This window comes from Aeromonas sp. 55A, from assembly GCF_051919665.1.
Classification (GTDB): domain Bacteria; phylum Pseudomonadota; class Gammaproteobacteria; order Enterobacterales; family Aeromonadaceae; genus Aeromonas; species Aeromonas veronii.
On the sequence record NZ_JBQBEH010000008.1, the window covers coordinates 893279 to 908877 of the forward strand.

The following is a 15599-nucleotide window of genomic DNA, read 5'->3' on the forward strand; positions in this document are numbered from 1 at the left end:
CTCGATGAGTGGCCGGAAAGGGGAAATCAGGGAGCATCACACAACGTCTTGCACAACCTCAGGCGGGTTAGAGGTAGGTATTGGAACGCTTGCTGCGGTTGCTGATCAGCCAGCAAACCGCCAGCACCAGCAGCAACCAGGGGGCCAGCTTGATGATCAGAGCAAGCATGCCGCCCAGTGCCCCAAGCAGCACGAACAGGCCGCTCACCAGCAACATGGCTACCAGGGTAAAACCGGTCAGTGCCATGACCAGCAGCACCACCAGCAAGATGAAAAATTCCAGCATAACTTGCTCCTTATCAGTACCTTGTCTGCCGGCTGATCAACCCTTGGGTCAATCCAGCCAGCGCTTCAATTCATAACGGGGCGGCATCACCAGCACCGCCAGCAGATAGGCGGCCAGTGCCAGCGGCGGCATCAGGATCAGGGCGAGCAGTGCCACCACCCGCACAGTGACTCTGGAGACCCCCAACCGTCTGGCAATACCGGCGCAGACCCCGGTCAGCTTGCGATGCACCAGATCCTTGGGCCAGGGGCTCATGATTACACCTCCGCCTTCTGGCCTTTGAGGCGAGCCAGCTCGCGCTCGATCTCGTCATTGAGCTCCAGCTCGCGGAACTGGGCCTCCAGCGAGGGATTCTGCCCCAGAGTGGCCGCCTCCAGCTGGGCCTCCAGTTGATCGACCCGGCCCTGAAAACCATCAAAGCGCGCCATCAGCTCATGCATCCGCTGGTTGTCCACCTGGGCGCGGGCACGAATGCGGCTGTGGGCCGTCTGCTCGCGCAGGGTCAGCAGTTTTTGCTTCTCGCGCGCCTCGGTCAGCTTGGCTGCCAGCCGCTCGCTGTCGGCGGTGAGCTGGGCCAGCACCTCGGCCACCCGGGCCTTGTCCTGCTCCAGCTGTTCACCTTTTTTGACATCCGCCAGCTTCTCGGTGAGGGCGGCGCGGGCCAGATCCTCACGTCCCTTCTGGATGGCGAGCTCGGCCTTGGCCGACCACTCCAGGATCTGCGCCTGCAACGCCTGCTGGTGACGCTCCAGCTGCTTCTGTTCGGCAATCACGCGGGCGGCCTGGGTACGCATCTCGACCTGCACCTGCTCCATCTCTTCGATCATCAGGCGCAGCATCTTCTCCGGCTCTTCACTCTTGTCGAGCAGGCTGTGCAGGTTGGCATTAATCACGTCGGTCAGGCGGCTGAATACGCTCATGGTCTGGCTCCTTGTTGATGGGATGGCTATCTCTTCTCATAGCATTACAAGAGCCGTGCCAAGAAAAATTATTGTTGTTTTACATATAGATGGGAATTTACTGAGGAAATTCAAGAAGGGCTTGTTGGTGAGAATAGCCAACCTTGTGGTGATTTTTACCAACAAAAAAGGGAGCCTGTGGCTCCCTTGTCGATTCGTCTGCAATATCCGTCAGGCGGCGTGGCTGTGGCCCAGCTTGCTGTCCAGTTCGGTCAGCTTGGCCTCCATCCGGGCACGGCAGGTGTCGGAGAGATCGCGAATGCCACTGGCACCGTGCTCCTTGCTGCAGACCGGCGCCATCACTTCCACCAGCACTTCGCCGTTGTCCCAGCGATTGAGGTCGACCTGACCGAAGTAGCTGGAGCAGACGATGGGCACCACGGGCACTTCAGCCTGTACCGCAGTGTGGAAAGCGCCCGCCTTGAATGGCAGCAGGCCACGCCCCTGGGAGCGGGTCCCTTCCGGGAACATCCAGATGGAGGTGCCGCTGTTCTTGATGCGATCCACCACCTGACCTATGGTGCCGATGGCACGGGAGCGGTTGGAGCGGTCGATCAGCACGTTGCCGGAGAGCCAGAAGATAAGGCCGAACAGCGGCAGCCAGAGCAGGCTCTTCTTGCCCACAGCCACCACACCGGGCTGCACCGCACCGGTCACGGTGAAGATGTCGAAGTTACTCTGGTGGTTGCAGACGTAGACCGCCGGGCCGACCGATTTGACCTCGTCGGCCACCGTCACCTTGACTCGCAGCCCGATCAGCGGGCAGACCGCGTGATACATGCGAGCGAAGACATAGACGTTGTTGGGATGGCGCGGACGAACCAGACAGAGCAGCAGGCCGAACAGGAACCAGAAAATGAGCAGCAGACCAAGCAGCAGCACACGGGCAATTTTGAGCATCGAACACCTCGAGTTTTAACTCGGCGCAGTATACTGATCCCCCTTTTAGCGAACAAGCGTTCGCCAAACAGAACCGACCACCCTCCCCGTCGTGCCACCCACAGTGCTGCACATCAATACGCCGTCGACTTGCCCCACCCGCCATTGGTCGTTAGGATGGCCCCATCTTGATGGACGGGGCGAACATGATGTTGCAACAACGGGTAGCGAAACATCTCCTGCTGCTGGTCTGCCTGCTGGTGCTCAATTGTGCGGCCCAGCCGCTGGCACGGCTTGCCCTGCTCGATCACGCCCTCAGCTGTCAGGCACTGCCCGTTCCAGGCTCGGCAACGGATCAAGAGGATGCCAAACCGGCCAGCCCGCAGCCCACCAGCTGCCAGCTCAACGGCAAGTGGCTAAGCGCCGCCACCCTGCTCTGCGTCGAACAGCTCTTCTTTGCCGTGGCCGTGCTGATCGCCCTGCTGGCCCCCCTTTGGCGCTACACACCGCCACTGCCCCCTCCCAGAGTCATCTCGCCGCCCGAGCGGCGTCTGCACCTCACCCTGTGCGTCTGGCGGGAATGAGTTCGGCAGCGTTCTTTCGTTAGCTGTCACTCATTTTTGCGAGACTAAAAAGATGTCGAATCTCTTCAAGGCGGCCCTGCTACTGGGCGGTCTGCTGTGGCAATCCATGGGATTGGCCAGCGACACGGGCTGGCTCACCAGCCCACAGAATGATCACGCCCGGGTACGGCTGCAGGCCGACCGCAGCACGGCAGATCAGACCCGCATCCTGCTCGATGTCGAGCTGGAGTCAGGCTGGAAAACCTACTGGCACAGTCCGGGAGAAGGCGGCATTGCCCCCCAGATCCTGTGGGATGAGCCGGTCGGTGCCTTTCAGTGGCGCTGGCCAGTGCCACGTCACTTCGAGGTAGCCGGGCTCAGCACCCAGGGTTATCAGGGGGACGTGACCTTCCCCCTCAGCCTCAACTACCCAACTGGGCAACCGCTCAAGGGAACTCTGCGTCTATCGACCTGCAGCAATGTCTGCATCCTGACCGACTTTCCCTTCACCCTCTCGGTGGATGGGCAGGCCCCGGCCGACTTCGATTTTGCCTGGGCGAAGGCGATGAGTACCCTGCCCCAGCAATTGCCTGCCGAAACCCAGGTCGAGCTCGGTTATCAGCACAACCAGCTGCAACTGCGCGCCGAGCGGGCAGAGGGCTGGCAATCACCAGCGCTCTTTATCGACGCTCTGGAGGGGGCCGAATTTGGCAAACCGGCGCTTGAGGTCGAGGGCAACACCCTGATCGCCCGGGTGCCGGTGAGCGATGGCTGGCAGGGGGATGCGCCGGATCTGCGCGGCCAATCCCTCGGCCTGCTGCTCACCAGTGGCGAACAGGCGTGGCAGGGCAAGGGGACGATCGGCGCACCACTCGCACTGCCCAACCAGAGTCATTCGCTGTTCTGGCTGCTGGGGGCAGCGCTGCTCGGCGGCCTTATCCTCAACCTGATGCCCTGCGTGCTGCCGGTGCTGGCGCTCAAGCTGGGAACTGTGTTGCAACATCAGGAGCGTGAACAGGGAACGGTACGCAAGCAGTTCCTCGCCGCCAGCGCCGGGATCATCGCCTCCTTCTGGGTGCTGGCGGCCATGAGCAGCCTGCTGCGCGCCACGCAAGGGGCCGTCGGCTGGGGCATCCAGTTCCAGAGCGCCGGTTTTATCGGCTTGATGGTGCTGGTCACCCTGCTGTTTTGCGCCAACCTGTTGGGGCTGTTCGAGATCCGCCTGCCCAGCGCCCTCAGCACCCGCCTTGCCACCAGCGGCGGCAACGGCCTCGGCGGTCACTTCCTGCAGGGGAGCTTCGCCACTCTGCTGGCGACCCCCTGCTCGGCCCCCTTCCTCGGCACTGCAGTGGCCTTTGCGCTGGCAGCGCCCCTTGGCCAGCTCTGGCTTATCTTCACAGCATTGGGGATTGGCATGAGCCTGCCCTGGCTACTGGTGGCGGCCCTGCCGCGGCTCGCCCTCTGGCTGCCCAAGCCGGGTCGCTGGATGAACCATCTGCGCATCCTGCTCGGCCTGATGATGCTGGGCTCCAGCCTCTGGCTCACCAGCCTGCTCGACAACCATCTCGGCAGCTATGCCACCGGCTGGCTGATGGTTGCCATGCTGCTGGCGCTGCTGACTAGCATCATCTGGCGTTACGGCATCCGCGGCTTCACGCTGGCGATCGCCCTCGCCGCCCTGATTGGCAGCCCCCTGCTGCTGAGCGGCGCCTTTAGCGCGCAGGGCTCGGCCAGTGTTGACAAGGTGGTCTGGCAGCCGCTCTCCGAACGCGCCATCACAGATGCGCTAGCCCAGAACAAGCGGGTCTTTATCGATGTCACCGCCGACTGGTGCGTCACCTGCAAGGCCAACAAATACAACGTGTTGCTGCGCGATGAGGTGCAACAGGCCCTCTCGGCCCCCGATGTGGTGGCCCTGCGCGGCGACTGGAGCAAACCGAGCGACGCCATCGCCGCCTTCCTCCGTAAGCGGGGCGCGGCGGCCGTCCCCTTCAACCAGATTTACGGCCCGGAGTTGCCGCAGGGGGTCACGCTGTCACCCCTTCTCGACAAGGACGATCTGCTGACCACATTGCACAAGGCTGGCCTGCTTCAGGCTGGCACCACCCGATTTTAAGGAGCAACCATGAAACCGACTCTGAGCGCCCTGACCCTGCTGGCCTCCCTTTCTGCAACCCTGCTGGCCCCGGCCCTGCACGCCGCCCCTTTCACCCCGGAGCAGGAGGCGCGCATCAAGGAGCTGATCCGCGAGACCCTGATCGCCAACCCCAAGATCCTTGACGAGGCGGCCGAATCCTGGGAGAAGCAGAACGCGGCAGCCCAGGAGGCGCAGCTTGGCAACTTCATCAAGGGCAACAAGGATGTGCTGTTCAACAGCGCCACCAGCCCGCGTCTGGGAGCCAAAAACCCCAAGCTGACGCTGGTGCTGTTCACCGACTACAACTGCCCCTACTGCAAGCAGTTCGATCCCCAGCTGACCAAACTGCTCAAGGCCTATCCGGACGATCTGGGGCTGGTGATCAAGCTGCTGCCGTTCAAGGGGCAGACCTCCGCCAAGGCGGCCCAATACAGCCTGACCCTGTGGCAGCAGGATCCCGCCCGCTTCCTCACCCTGCACGACAAGCTGATGAGCAAGCAGGGGATGCTGACCGAGGCGGACATCAACAAGGCGCTGGCGGCCACCGGCAACGTGGCGCTCAAACCGGCCGCCAAGGCGACCGAGGAGCTGCGCAACAGCCTGCGCATCGGCACCATCCTCGGGGTACAGGGCACACCGGCGACCCTGATTGGCAACCAGCTGGTACCGGGCGCCATCCCCTATGAGGAGCTGGAGCAGCTGGTGAAGGCCGAACTGGCCAAGCAGGGGTAAAGAATGACCACCAATCCTCAACCCCGCTGGCGCCGCTGGGGCAAGGATGCGCTCTGGCTGCTGCTGATGGCGCTGGTCATCTCGACCCTGCTGGATCTGTGGCGCAGCCCGACCCTTCCTGAAGGGGCGATGAGCGCTCCCGTCACCCTGCAGGATGGCACCAGTACGGATCTCGCTACCTTAAGTCAGGGCAAGCCGCTGCTGGTCTACTACTGGGCCAGCTGGTGCGGTGTCTGCCGCTTCACCACCCCGGCCGTGCAGCAGCTCTGGCAAGAGGGGGAAAACGTGCTGACGGTGGCGCTGCGCTCCGGCAATTCGGAGCAGTTAGCCAAGGGGATGAGCAAGAAGGGGCTCACCTTCCCGACCCACAACGACGAGTCGGGGGATCTAGCCGCCAAGTGGCAGGTGGGGGTCACCCCGACTTTTCTCATTATCAAGGATGGGACGCTTGTGAGCAGCACCACCGGCTGGAGCTCGAAGTGGGGCTTGCAGCTGCGGCTCTGGTGGGCGTCGCTCTAGCCACGCAACAACATTGCCTCAACAGGGCCATCCCACCGGATGGCCCTTTTTTATGCCGACATCAGGCGGGGAGCTGCATCCCGCGCACCTGCTCCAGCAGGGCTGTCACCGCCGCCGAGCGCAACGCATCGGGGGCGTAGCAGAGCCCCACCCGCCGCTTGAAGGAAGAGGCCGCCAGCTCGGCGACTGTACAACCGGGCGGACAAAGCGAACGGGGCAACCAGGCGATCCCAGCACCGGCGGCCACCATGGTCGCCGCCAGTCGCAGCGACCCCGCCCGCCGTGGATAGAGCGGCGCCTGATTGCCGAGAATGGCGATCAGCCGCAGGTGGGAGTCGTGGCGCGGGCAGGTGACCCAGAGCTCGTCCGCCAACGCTGCCGGGGTGAGCGCCCCCTTGCCTGCCAGCGAGTGATCCGGCGGCAGCACCAGCACGAACTCCTCCTCCAGCAGGGGGATAAAGAGCTCGTCACCACAGCGCAGGGATTCACAGCCCAGCCGCACATCGCCACAGCAGCCTTCTTCCAGAGTCAGCAGGATCTCCTCGTGGGCAAGCGCCCCGTTGACCAGCGCCCCCACCACACCATCGCCAAGGTCTGCCTCAATCCCCACCGTCAGCTCGAGGCAGGGGGAGGTTTCACGAAACTCGCGGGCGAGGGAGTCGGTGTCGGCGATCAGCCGCTTGGCGCGGGGATAGAGCCGGTGCGCCGCTTCAGTTCCCTCCACCCCGCGCGCCTGCCGTACAAACAGGGTCACCCCCAGCTCATCCTCCAGCGTCTTGATGGTGGTGGAGAGGGTGGGCTGGGTAATGAAAAGGCGGGTAGCGGCCGCCGTGATGTTGCGCTCCTCGAAGACAGCCACAAACGCACGCAGGGTTCGCACATCCATTGAATTCACCTATACCAGACAGTCATAAAAGCCATTTTTCACGGCGACACTGGGCAAATATAGTGGCTTACCTGCCACAAGGCATCCCAATTTCCTATATCAGCGTCTATCAACACAGTCAGGAGCCATCATGCGCCATCTCTCTGTCATCGGCCTCGGGGCCATGGGCTCCGCCCTCGCCACCACCCTGCTCAAGGCGGGCCATCCGGTCACCGTCTGGAATCGCAGCGCCGCCAAGGCCGCCCCGCTGCAAGCGCTGGGCGCGACTCTCGCCCCCTCGGTTGGCGCGGCTATTGCCGCAAGCGATATCACCCTTGTCTGCGTCGATAACTACGCCGTCAGCCAGCAGTTGCTGGACGAAGCCCGCGATGCGGTGGCGGGCAAGCTGCTGGTGCAGCTCTCTACCGGCAGCCCGCAGGGGGCCAGAGCGCTGGAGAGCTGGGGCCATGCCCGCGGCGCCCGTTATCTCGATGGCGCCATCCTCTGCTTCCCGGATCAGATCGGCACCAGCGATGCCAGCATCATCTGCTCGGGGGCCAGCGCCGCCTTTAGCGAGGCCGAGCCGATGCTGCGCCTGCTCGCCCCCACCCTCGACCATGTGGCCGAGGCGGTGGGCGCCGCCGCGGCGCAAGATTGTGCCGTCGCCGCCTACTTTGCCGGTGGTCTGCTCGGTGCTCTGCACGGCGCGCTGATCTGCGAGGCGGAAGGGTTGCCGGTAGCCAAGGTGTGCGCCCAGTTCAGCGAGCTCTCGCCCATTCTCGGTGGCGATGTGGCCCACCTTGGCAAGACGCTGGCGAGCGGCGATTTCGATCACCCCTACGCCAGCCTGAAAACCTGGAGCGCCGCCATCAGCCGCCTCGCCGGTCATGCCACCGATGCCGGGATCGACAGCCGCTTCCCGCGTTTTGCCGCCGATCTGTTTGAGGAAGGGGTGGCGCAAGGGTTTGGCCAGCAGGAGGTGTCGGCCCTCATCAAGGTGCTGCGGGCGCGCAATGGAGTGGCACAATGAACGAGTTGACCAACCACACCCCAATTGCACTGGTCACCGGCGCCGCTGGCGGGATTGGCCGCCAGCTCTGCATCGGGCTGGCCGAGGCGGGTTATCGGGTGATCGCCACCGATCTGGCTCCTCACGCTTTCGACCATCCCGAGATCCACTTTCACCCCCTCGATCTGCGGGACGAGCAGGCCATCGTGCAGCTCTTTGCCGAGGTACGCGCGCAGCACGGCGGCATCCATCTGCTGATCAACAACGGCGCCATCAGCAAGTTCCACACCCGCTTCGAGGAGCTGAGCGCAGCCCAGTTCGATCAGGTGATGACGGTCAATGTGCGCGGCGCCATGCTCTGCGCCCGCGCCTTTGTGCAGGCCAACCGCGATCTGCCGTATGGCCGCATCATCAATATCGCCTCCACCCGCTGGCAGCAGAACGAGCCGGGTTGGGATGCCTATGGCGCCTCCAAGGGGGCGCTGGTCGCCCTCACCCAGTCCCTCGCCAACTCGCTGGCCGACTACCCCGTCACAGTCAATGCCATCAGTCCGGGCTGGATCCAGGCGGAGGATTACCACACCCTGACCGAGGCAGATCATCGCCAGCACCCGAGCGGCCGGGTCGGGCGCCCCGACGACATCACCCGCGCCTGCCTCTTTCTGGCGGATCCTCGCAACGACTTTATCAACGGTGCCAATCTGGTGGTCGATGGCGGGATGAGCAAGAAGATGATCTACCACACCTCCGCCTCCTTCTGGGAGGAGTAACCCCTGCGGCGGCAGCCTCGCCCCGGCCTGCCGCCCGCTCCTTTTTTGCCCGTTTTTTCATCGCTTGTGCCCCGCCGCCCTTGCACTGGCCAGACCGACTGGCAACAATAGGCACTCAACTGACCCCTCTTCATTTCGCCCGTTAATTGATCGCCCAACTCATCGCGTTGGCGGGCTGTTTCCGTTAAAATGACGGGTTTTTGCCGTGCCTGGTTTGCCAATCCCCACCATCAGGCACTCGCAGCGTGAATCCTATGATGCCAGTGATGCAGGATCTGCCATGAACAACTACTTTCGGGTGCTGGGCGTCAAGTCCAACGCCAGCGAAAACGACATCAAGAAAGCCTATCGTCGGCTGTCTAACCAGTACCACCCCGACAAGCTGCACGGGGCCAGTGAAGAAGAGAAAGAGCAGGCAGCCATCAAGCTGCACCAGGTAAAGCAGGCCTATGAAGTGCTGTCCGATCCGAAACAGCGGGCCGCCTTTATCAAGGATTTCAACAACGTCATCGTGACCGACCCCGCCTCCGCCATGCAGGAGATGTGGGATCAGTTCTACCCCTGAAACAGCAGGCAGAAAGAGCAACTATGCAAAAGAGATGGGACCAGGCGCGGCTCAAGTCGCTGCAAAGCGATGCCAGCGAAAACATCGAATCCTACCGAGATCAGGACGACCCCAAGGGGCTGGAACAGTTCACCGACCAGATGAAGAGCCTGCTGCTGGCCGATATGAGCATGCTGGAGTTTATGCCCGAGTATCTGCCGCTGGCCCTCTATGGCCGGGTGCAGTTCCCGGCCAAGGCCAAGTCGCAGTGGAACAAGTGGCTCACCAGCGGCGAGCAGCCGAGCTGGGACGAGTTCAAGGTGAGCGTCGGCTTCAACAACGCCGCCCTGCCACTGGTCAAGGCGGTGCGGGCCCAGAGCGAAGATCAGCTGATGGAAGCCTGCGCCGTGCTGTTTCTGCTCGACAACCCGCTGCCGCGCGGCAGCCACCGCGGCGATGACGACTATGAGCTGCGCGACGAAGAAGATGAAGACGGGGAAGATGCCGACGCCGACTACCATGGCGGCAGTGACCGCTATGGTGATGACGACGGCGATCAGGATATGTACGACGAAGTCCGTTTCTAATTGGGGCAAGGCATGAGCAACAGTCTGATAGAAATTACCGCCATCGAGATCAAAGAGCTGGCCGTCATCGAGCCGAAGCAGGCCAGCGAGAAGTTCGAGCTGATCGCCAAGACCATGTCTGACGACCAGCTGGCAGAAGTGATTGAAAACATTGATATCGTTACCCTGACCCAGATTAACGGCCAGCACGATATCTCCTTCCCCTCCATCATCTCCGAGCTGATGACCCCGGAGCGGATCCGCGACATCGTCTGCCAGCAGCCGCTCTATTGGGAAGAGGCGATCAAGAACAACGCCGATGAGCTGCAACAGCACACCTTCGACTTTCTCAACTACCTGATCCGCACCCAGGATAGCGAAGCCAAGCAGCGCGAGATCCTCGAGTGCGTGGCCGAAGATCCGGCCGGTCTCTTCTACCTCGCCATCCCCTTTATCGAGTTCTATCGCGGCGATCGCTATGAAGAGGACGAAGGCTATCGCGACGTGCTGCACGCCGAAGAGGAAGATCTTGAAGAGTCCCTGCGCTACAGCGAGCGCCAGCAGAGCGAGGATGTCCATGACTACGCGCTGGATGACCCGAGAAGCCTGTTGATGCTCATTCGCGAGCTGGCCCCCGAGGTGGAGAAAGCCATCAAGGCGCTGCTGCGCAACGAGCACTCCAGCTGGGACGGCATCATCAACAAGTTTGCCGCCGAGCTGGTGATGCAGGCCAAAGAGAAGAACAAGGTCGAGGAAGACGAGTACGGCGACGTCGACGACATGTTCAGCTTTCTGGATTAAGGAGCCCATTCATGCAGTTAGTCATTCGCGATGCCAACCAGGGCCCCTTTCTGACCCAGGTGCTGCGCTTTGGCCGCGACAATGAACGTTTGAGCGAGCAACAGCTGGCCGCCATCAAGGGCAAGGCGGTGCTGATGAGCCTAAAATTCGCCGACAAGTACTACAACAAGTACAAGATGCACCTGCTGGAGCAGGCCGCCCACGACGTCATCGGCGTGGTGAGCCTCGGCCTGCAGGAGCTCTCGGCGCGGGATCCGGCCAAGGCGCTGGCGCTGCTGCAGGCGCCGGAAGGCCCCATCAAGCCGTTCCAGAAGGGCTGGTCAATGCTCATTACCGTCAGCCCCAAGCAGGCTGGCAACAGCCTCTACGGTGACGTGGATGCGCGCCTGCTGGACAAGATCTCGAGCCCGCCCGATGTGGAGGAGTGGCAAGGGTGGCAGGAGTACGAGAAGGCGCTGACCGAGCACAACAAGAGCCGCCTGATGGAACTTATCGACCAGCACTTCTTCGCCTGCGAGAGCGACCACCCCACCATGGAGGACAAGCTGGCCGAAGCGCTGCTCTACCGCATCCTCTGCGGCAAGGGCAGTGGCGCCGCTCCGCTCAAGGTGAAGCAGGATCTCAAGCGCAAACTGGCGCGGGAGATTGAGCTCGACGAGGGCTGGTATGACACCGACTATCTCGCCGCCCAGCTCGCCCTGATGCTGAGCGCGCTGCCCGCCGACATGGCCGCCGCCCTGCGCCAGGAGCTGAGCCCGGGCTTTGTGCCCAACCTGCTGCACACCCTCGGCTTTGTGCGCCAGTACCAGCTGCTGCAAAAAGAGAACGCCTCGCCGGAGAAGCTCGACAACATCGAGATGCGCGCCGGCCTCAAGCACCCGCTGCTCGGCTGGCCGCTCTACCACAACTTCTAGGGCGCGCTTCGCCGCCTCTTTTGTTGCCCCCAATGTGGGATAACCCAACGCCCGGCCCGCCGGGCGTTGTTCTATCCGGGATGTCCCCTCACCCTGACCCTCTGCCAAAGGCAGAGGGGAAAAACGCAAACTCCCTCGGGCTGCCGAGCAACACATGGGGTGCACCAAGCGCAGCGCATTGCACAGGTAACTACGGGAACAGACCTGTGGTGCAATTCACTCTGTTCATTGCCCTCTGTGGCTCTTGTCACTGCGCAGGGCCATACGCCAATCCCGGATAATTATTCACTCAAAGGGTGAAACTGAATAAATAAGCTGCCACTCAACATGCTGGCGGCGATGGCGAAAGAGCAGCCAAAAGCGGGATGGCGATCTCACTATCAAATCGTTCAGGCCAAAACGGGCTCCATTCAACCCCAACAACTCTGATACGTACCCGGCCAGCGCCAGCTTTTCAGCAGTCAAAACCGCATAAAAAACCGGAATGGATCAATAAAAGACAATTAATCTCGCCAGATTAAATTTCAGGTATGGCTATTTGCACCGCTTGGCCGCTAAATGACAGACCGGCCTTCAGACCAGCATGGAAGCGCACAAGGCTAGCCGGCAGCAGACCGGTACGCTCTCAGGACGAGTTATGACTTTCTTCTCTCACAGGAGACAGACCGTGAGCGCTTCGAATCAACACCCCACCATTCCCCCCGGCTCCGGGGCGCTGTTCTTTATCCAGACCTTCTCGACCCTGGGGTTTGCCGTGCTCTACTCCACCCTGGTGCTCTACGCCACCAAGCGACTCGGCTTCAGCGAATCCCAGGCCAACGCCATGATGGGGGTCTTCGGGGCCTTCAACTATGGCCTGCACCTGTTTGGCGGTTATCTCGGCGGGCGCTACCTCAGCAACCGCAACCTGTTCGTGATGGGGATGGTGCTGCAGGTGATCGGCTGCTACTTCATCGCCGAGATGGGGATCACCGGCCTCTACTGGGGACTCGCCATGTTCCTTACCGGCAGCGGCCTCAACGTCACCTGCCTCAACATGATGCTGACCCAGCGCTTCGCCCCGGATGATCACCGCCGCGAGAGCGCCTTCCTGTGGAACTACGCCGGGATGAATCTGGGCTTCTTTATCGGCTTCACGGTGGCGGGATACTTCCAGCTCACCGAGGATTACCGCACCCTGTTCCTGTTTGCGACGCTGGGCAACATCATTGCCATCATCGCCACCTTCGCCTGCTGGCCGATTCTGGCGGATATCAGCACCCCGCTGCGTCATGTCAAAGGGAGCGGCTTCTACCGCCGTATGCTGGCCGGGATCGCCATTCTGGCCATGCTGGTGCCGGCGCTGCGTCTGCTGCTGACCCACGCCAGTTTCAGCGGCAGCTTCGTGCTGATCCTGGGCGCCGTGGTGCTGGTGCTGCTCTGCGTGATGACCGCCCGCCACCCGGACGCCGCCGAGCGCAGCCGCATGGTGGCCTACCTGATCCTCGCCCTTGGCTCCCTCATCTTCTGGTCGCTCTACCAGCTGGCGCCCATGGGGCTGATGCTCTTCTCCGAGCACAACATCAACCTCAACGTGTTCGGGCTGCGGGTCGCTCCCCAGTGGATCCAGAACATCAACACCCTCGTCATCGTCATCGGTGGCCCCTTGATGGCGCTGCTGTTCAAGCGACTGCGCGAACAGGGCTGGAATATCGACATTCCCTCCCAGTTTGCCGCCTCGCTGTTCTGCATGGGGCTCGGCATGCTGGTGCTGCCGCTCGGCATCCATCTGGCGGGGGCCGACGGGCTGGTCGCCTTCAAGTGGATCGCCATCAGCTATGTGCTGCAGAGTTTTGGCGAGCTGCTTATCTCCCCCATCGGTTACGCCATGATTGGCAAGCTGGCCCCCGCCAGCCTGCAAGGCTTGATGATGGGCTGCTGGATGATGGTGACCGGCGTTGCCTCCGTGCTGGCGGGCTATGTCTCCGGCGCCATGCCGCAGAATATCGGCAGCTCTCCGGTGGCCACCAATCCGGGTTACAGCTCGGTGTTCAATATGCTGGGCTGGGGCTCGCTGGCGGGCGGGATCGTCCTGCTGTTGCTGGTGCCCCGTCTGCGCCTGCTGATCGCCTCGAAAATCACCCCGCAACCGGCGGCGACAGCCATTCCTGTCTGACCGGGCTCGGGCCAGCCATTTTATTGGCCCCTGCCAGCGCGAACGATTGAATCAGCGGCACTGCTGTTAATGTAAAGGGCCCCGCCATAATGGATGGCGGGGCCCTTCTCTTTTGGTGGGATGGATGGCTCTTTTTCAGGTTGGCAACCTGGCGCCTGTTGCGGCGTTTGCCCCTATCGTCTGCTTTCCCTCACCCTAACCCTCTCCCAAGGGGAGAGGGGATCAGCACCTGCCACTCTGTAGCCGAAGCTGTCACGCTTAGCTATCACGCCATACCACGGTCACTATCAATGGCTGCGATCTCTACTCCCTTCTCCCACTCTTTGCCATAGATAAAGGGAGAAAGGTCGGGGATAAGGGGGAGCAAACCACCGACAAGCAGCAGAGCGTTAAATCAAGCAGGAACGCGTAGGGTCGATTAGCGAAGCGTAATCGTCCGCACCGCAATCTCGGTGGCGATGGATATAGAGAAGAGATCAGCTGGAACACCGGCAGAATTGCGGCAACCGGTTTTCGCGATCGTCTGATTACGCTGCGCTAATCAGACCTACAGCTCTGTCACGCTTAGCTATCACGCTATACCACGGTCACTATCAATGGCTGCGATCTCTGCTCCCTTCTCCCACTCTTTGCCATAGATAAGGGGAGAAAGGTCGGTGAGGAGGGAGAGCAAACCACCGACAAGCAGCAGAGCGTGAAATCAAGCAGGAACACGTAGGGTCGATTAGCGAAGCGTAATCGTCCGCACGGCAATCTCGGGGGCGATGGACATAGAGAAGAGATCAGCTGGCGCACCAACAGAATAGCGGCAACCTGTTTTCGCGATCGTCTGATTACGCTTCGCTAATCAGACCTACGCCCCAAGCTTGTATGACTTTTCAAAATGTCTGACGACACATAAATAAGGCTTCATACAAAGCTCCCTCTGGAGTAAAGTAATTTATTAGGTATACAACTCCAACTGTAGATAGTGAGCATAATGAAAAATATTAGTAATCTCGCGGCTGTCAATGGCGTAATAAACACCAAAATATCAGGATTTGAATACATCCCAACATTAATAGATGAACAAAATAAAGACTCTGGTTATCAGTTTTGCACTGTAAAATCAGATCATTATTTCTCCGGAGGAGAAATATCATTTAAAATAAAATTAGACTCAACAGAAACAAAAATTCAGTTAATACTAAACTGGGGGATGAGCCCTTTATACATTTGCTTCAATGACGATTATTTTTCTTACTCATTAAAAACATTCCAACCTCAGACAAATCAACTCGTTGCACTATCACAAACTGGTAGCAAATCTAATATAAAAGATAATGTGGAATATGATATTCGAGTGTCATGCAGAGCAAACACAATCAAATACTACATAAATAATGTAGAAATACTATCTTGGAATTATCTCATAAATAGAACACCTATAGCCTTTAATATTTGGGGGGCAGGTAAGGCAGATATATACAATATATCTGTGTCAGATGACAGGCCAAAAGCTTTTGTTGTTATGCAGTTTACTGAAAAATTTAATGAACTATATGACAATGTCATAAAGCCGGTTTGTGAGCAGAAAGGATTAGAGCCGATAAGAGCTGATGATATGTACAGTAATGGATTGATAATACATGATATCATTCAATCAATTCAACAATCCTCACTCATTATATCTGATATTACACCAGATAATCCCAATGTATACTACGAGGTTGGATATGCTCATGCGGCAGGTAAAAATGTCATATTAATGTGTGACCGAGAAAGAGAAAAACTACCCTTTGATTTGTCTGGTTTCAGAACAATTTTTTATTCAAATACGATTGCAGGGAAATCAAAAGTTGAAGAAATACTGAAAAAACACTTAGACAATATATATTAAAAAAGAAGGGCGCTTTCGCGC

The 15599-nt window shown here is 60.0% G+C and carries 17 protein-coding genes; 12 read left to right on the forward strand and 5 right to left on the reverse strand.

What is annotated here, in order from left to right; translation table 11 throughout:
- Nucleotides 1-67 precede the first annotated feature (67 nt).
- From pspG to ACTG2G_RS08125, 4 genes are all read right to left on the reverse strand, one after another.
- Nucleotides 68-286, reverse strand: coding sequence for an envelope stress response protein PspG (pspG, locus tag ACTG2G_RS08110; protein WP_005335871.1), 219 nt, complete (start codon nucleotides 284-286; stop codon nucleotides 68-70).
- 48 nt (nucleotides 287-334) lie between these two features.
- On the reverse strand, nucleotides 335-541 hold the full coding sequence (locus ACTG2G_RS08115; RefSeq protein WP_005335873.1) for a PspC domain-containing protein: 207 nt from the start codon (nucleotides 539-541) through the stop codon (nucleotides 335-337).
- A gap of 2 nt (nucleotides 542-543) precedes the next feature.
- Nucleotides 544-1206 carry a phage shock protein PspA gene (gene pspA, locus ACTG2G_RS08120; RefSeq protein WP_439971253.1) on the reverse strand — a complete coding sequence of 221 codons (663 nt, stop codon included), beginning with the start codon at nucleotides 1204-1206 and terminating at the stop codon, nucleotides 544-546.
- Nucleotides 1207-1416: 210 nt separating this feature from the next.
- The gene (locus tag ACTG2G_RS08125) at nucleotides 1417-2145 is read right to left on the reverse strand and encodes a 1-acylglycerol-3-phosphate O-acyltransferase (protein ID WP_439985353.1); all 729 of its coding nucleotides are present in this window, start codon (nucleotides 2143-2145) and stop codon (nucleotides 1417-1419) included.
- Nucleotides 2146-2330: 185 nt separating this feature from the next.
- Between ACTG2G_RS08125 and ACTG2G_RS08130 the strand changes: the two genes are divergently transcribed.
- The 4 genes from ACTG2G_RS08130 to ACTG2G_RS08145 are packed head-to-tail and all read left to right on the forward strand — an operon-like array spanning nucleotide 2331 to nucleotide 6075.
- Nucleotides 2331-2708: a hypothetical protein gene (locus tag ACTG2G_RS08130; protein WP_005354882.1), complete on the forward strand. Its 378-nt coding sequence runs from the start codon at nucleotides 2331-2333 to the stop codon at nucleotides 2706-2708.
- A 52-nt stretch (nucleotides 2709-2760) separates the two neighbouring features.
- Entirely contained in the window at nucleotides 2761-4803 is a 2043-nt protein-coding gene (locus tag ACTG2G_RS08135) for a protein-disulfide reductase DsbD family protein (protein ID WP_439985354.1), read from the forward strand.
- 9 nt (nucleotides 4804-4812) lie between these two features.
- Entirely contained in the window at nucleotides 4813-5556 is a 744-nt protein-coding gene (locus ACTG2G_RS08140) for a DsbA family protein (RefSeq protein WP_139462366.1), read from the forward strand.
- Nucleotides 5557-5559: 3 nt separating this feature from the next.
- The gene (locus ACTG2G_RS08145; RefSeq protein WP_439985355.1) at nucleotides 5560-6075 is read left to right on the forward strand and encodes a protein disulfide oxidoreductase; all 516 of its coding nucleotides are present in this window, start codon (nucleotides 5560-5562) and stop codon (nucleotides 6073-6075) included.
- 61 nt (nucleotides 6076-6136) lie between these two features.
- On the opposite strand, the gene ACTG2G_RS08150 is transcribed toward ACTG2G_RS08145, so the two are convergent.
- Complete coding sequence (locus tag ACTG2G_RS08150; RefSeq protein ID WP_362772777.1) at nucleotides 6137-6961, reverse strand: LysR family transcriptional regulator; 825 nt, start codon at nucleotides 6959-6961, stop codon at nucleotides 6137-6139.
- Nucleotides 6962-7091: 130 nt separating this feature from the next.
- Here ACTG2G_RS08150 and ACTG2G_RS08155 point away from each other — a divergent pair, with 130 nt between their 5' ends.
- The 8 genes from ACTG2G_RS08155 to ACTG2G_RS08190 all read left to right on the forward strand — a co-directional run bounded on the left by ACTG2G_RS08155 (nucleotide 7092) and on the right by ACTG2G_RS08190 (nucleotide 15578).
- Nucleotides 7092-7970, forward strand: a complete 879-nt coding sequence (locus ACTG2G_RS08155) for an NAD(P)-dependent oxidoreductase (protein WP_439985356.1) — start codon at nucleotides 7092-7094, stop codon at nucleotides 7968-7970.
- Nucleotides 7967-8719, forward strand: a complete 753-nt coding sequence (locus ACTG2G_RS08160; RefSeq protein ID WP_368172108.1) for an SDR family NAD(P)-dependent oxidoreductase — start codon at nucleotides 7967-7969, stop codon at nucleotides 8717-8719. The genes ACTG2G_RS08155 and ACTG2G_RS08160 overlap by 4 nt, the downstream gene beginning before the upstream one ends.
- A 280-nt stretch (nucleotides 8720-8999) precedes the next feature.
- Nucleotides 9000-9284, forward strand: a complete 285-nt coding sequence (gene atcJ, locus ACTG2G_RS08165; protein WP_005343121.1) for a cold adaptation protein ActJcold adaptation protein ActJ — start codon at nucleotides 9000-9002, stop codon at nucleotides 9282-9284.
- Nucleotides 9285-9307: 23 nt separating this feature from the next.
- Nucleotides 9308-9850, forward strand: coding sequence for a cold adaptation protein AtcA (atcA, locus tag ACTG2G_RS08170; protein WP_040067053.1), 543 nt, complete (start codon nucleotides 9308-9310; stop codon nucleotides 9848-9850).
- A gap of 12 nt (nucleotides 9851-9862) precedes the next feature.
- Nucleotides 9863-10630 carry a cold adaptation protein AtcB gene (gene atcB / locus ACTG2G_RS08175; protein WP_005343119.1) on the forward strand — a complete coding sequence of 256 codons (768 nt, stop codon included), beginning with the start codon at nucleotides 9863-9865 and terminating at the stop codon, nucleotides 10628-10630.
- Nucleotides 10631-10641: 11 nt separating this feature from the next.
- A complete protein-coding gene (gene atcC / locus ACTG2G_RS08180; protein WP_041209250.1) occupies nucleotides 10642-11544 on the forward strand; it encodes a cold adaptation protein AtcC in 903 nt (300 codons plus the stop codon).
- A gap of 667 nt (nucleotides 11545-12211) precedes the next feature.
- Nucleotides 12212-13699: a peptide MFS transporter gene (locus tag ACTG2G_RS08185; protein ID WP_439985357.1), complete on the forward strand. Its 1488-nt coding sequence runs from the start codon at nucleotides 12212-12214 to the stop codon at nucleotides 13697-13699.
- A gap of 979 nt (nucleotides 13700-14678) precedes the next feature.
- Complete coding sequence (locus ACTG2G_RS08190; protein WP_439985358.1) at nucleotides 14679-15578, forward strand: hypothetical protein; 900 nt, start codon at nucleotides 14679-14681, stop codon at nucleotides 15576-15578.
- Nucleotides 15579-15599: the final 21 nt, after the last annotated feature.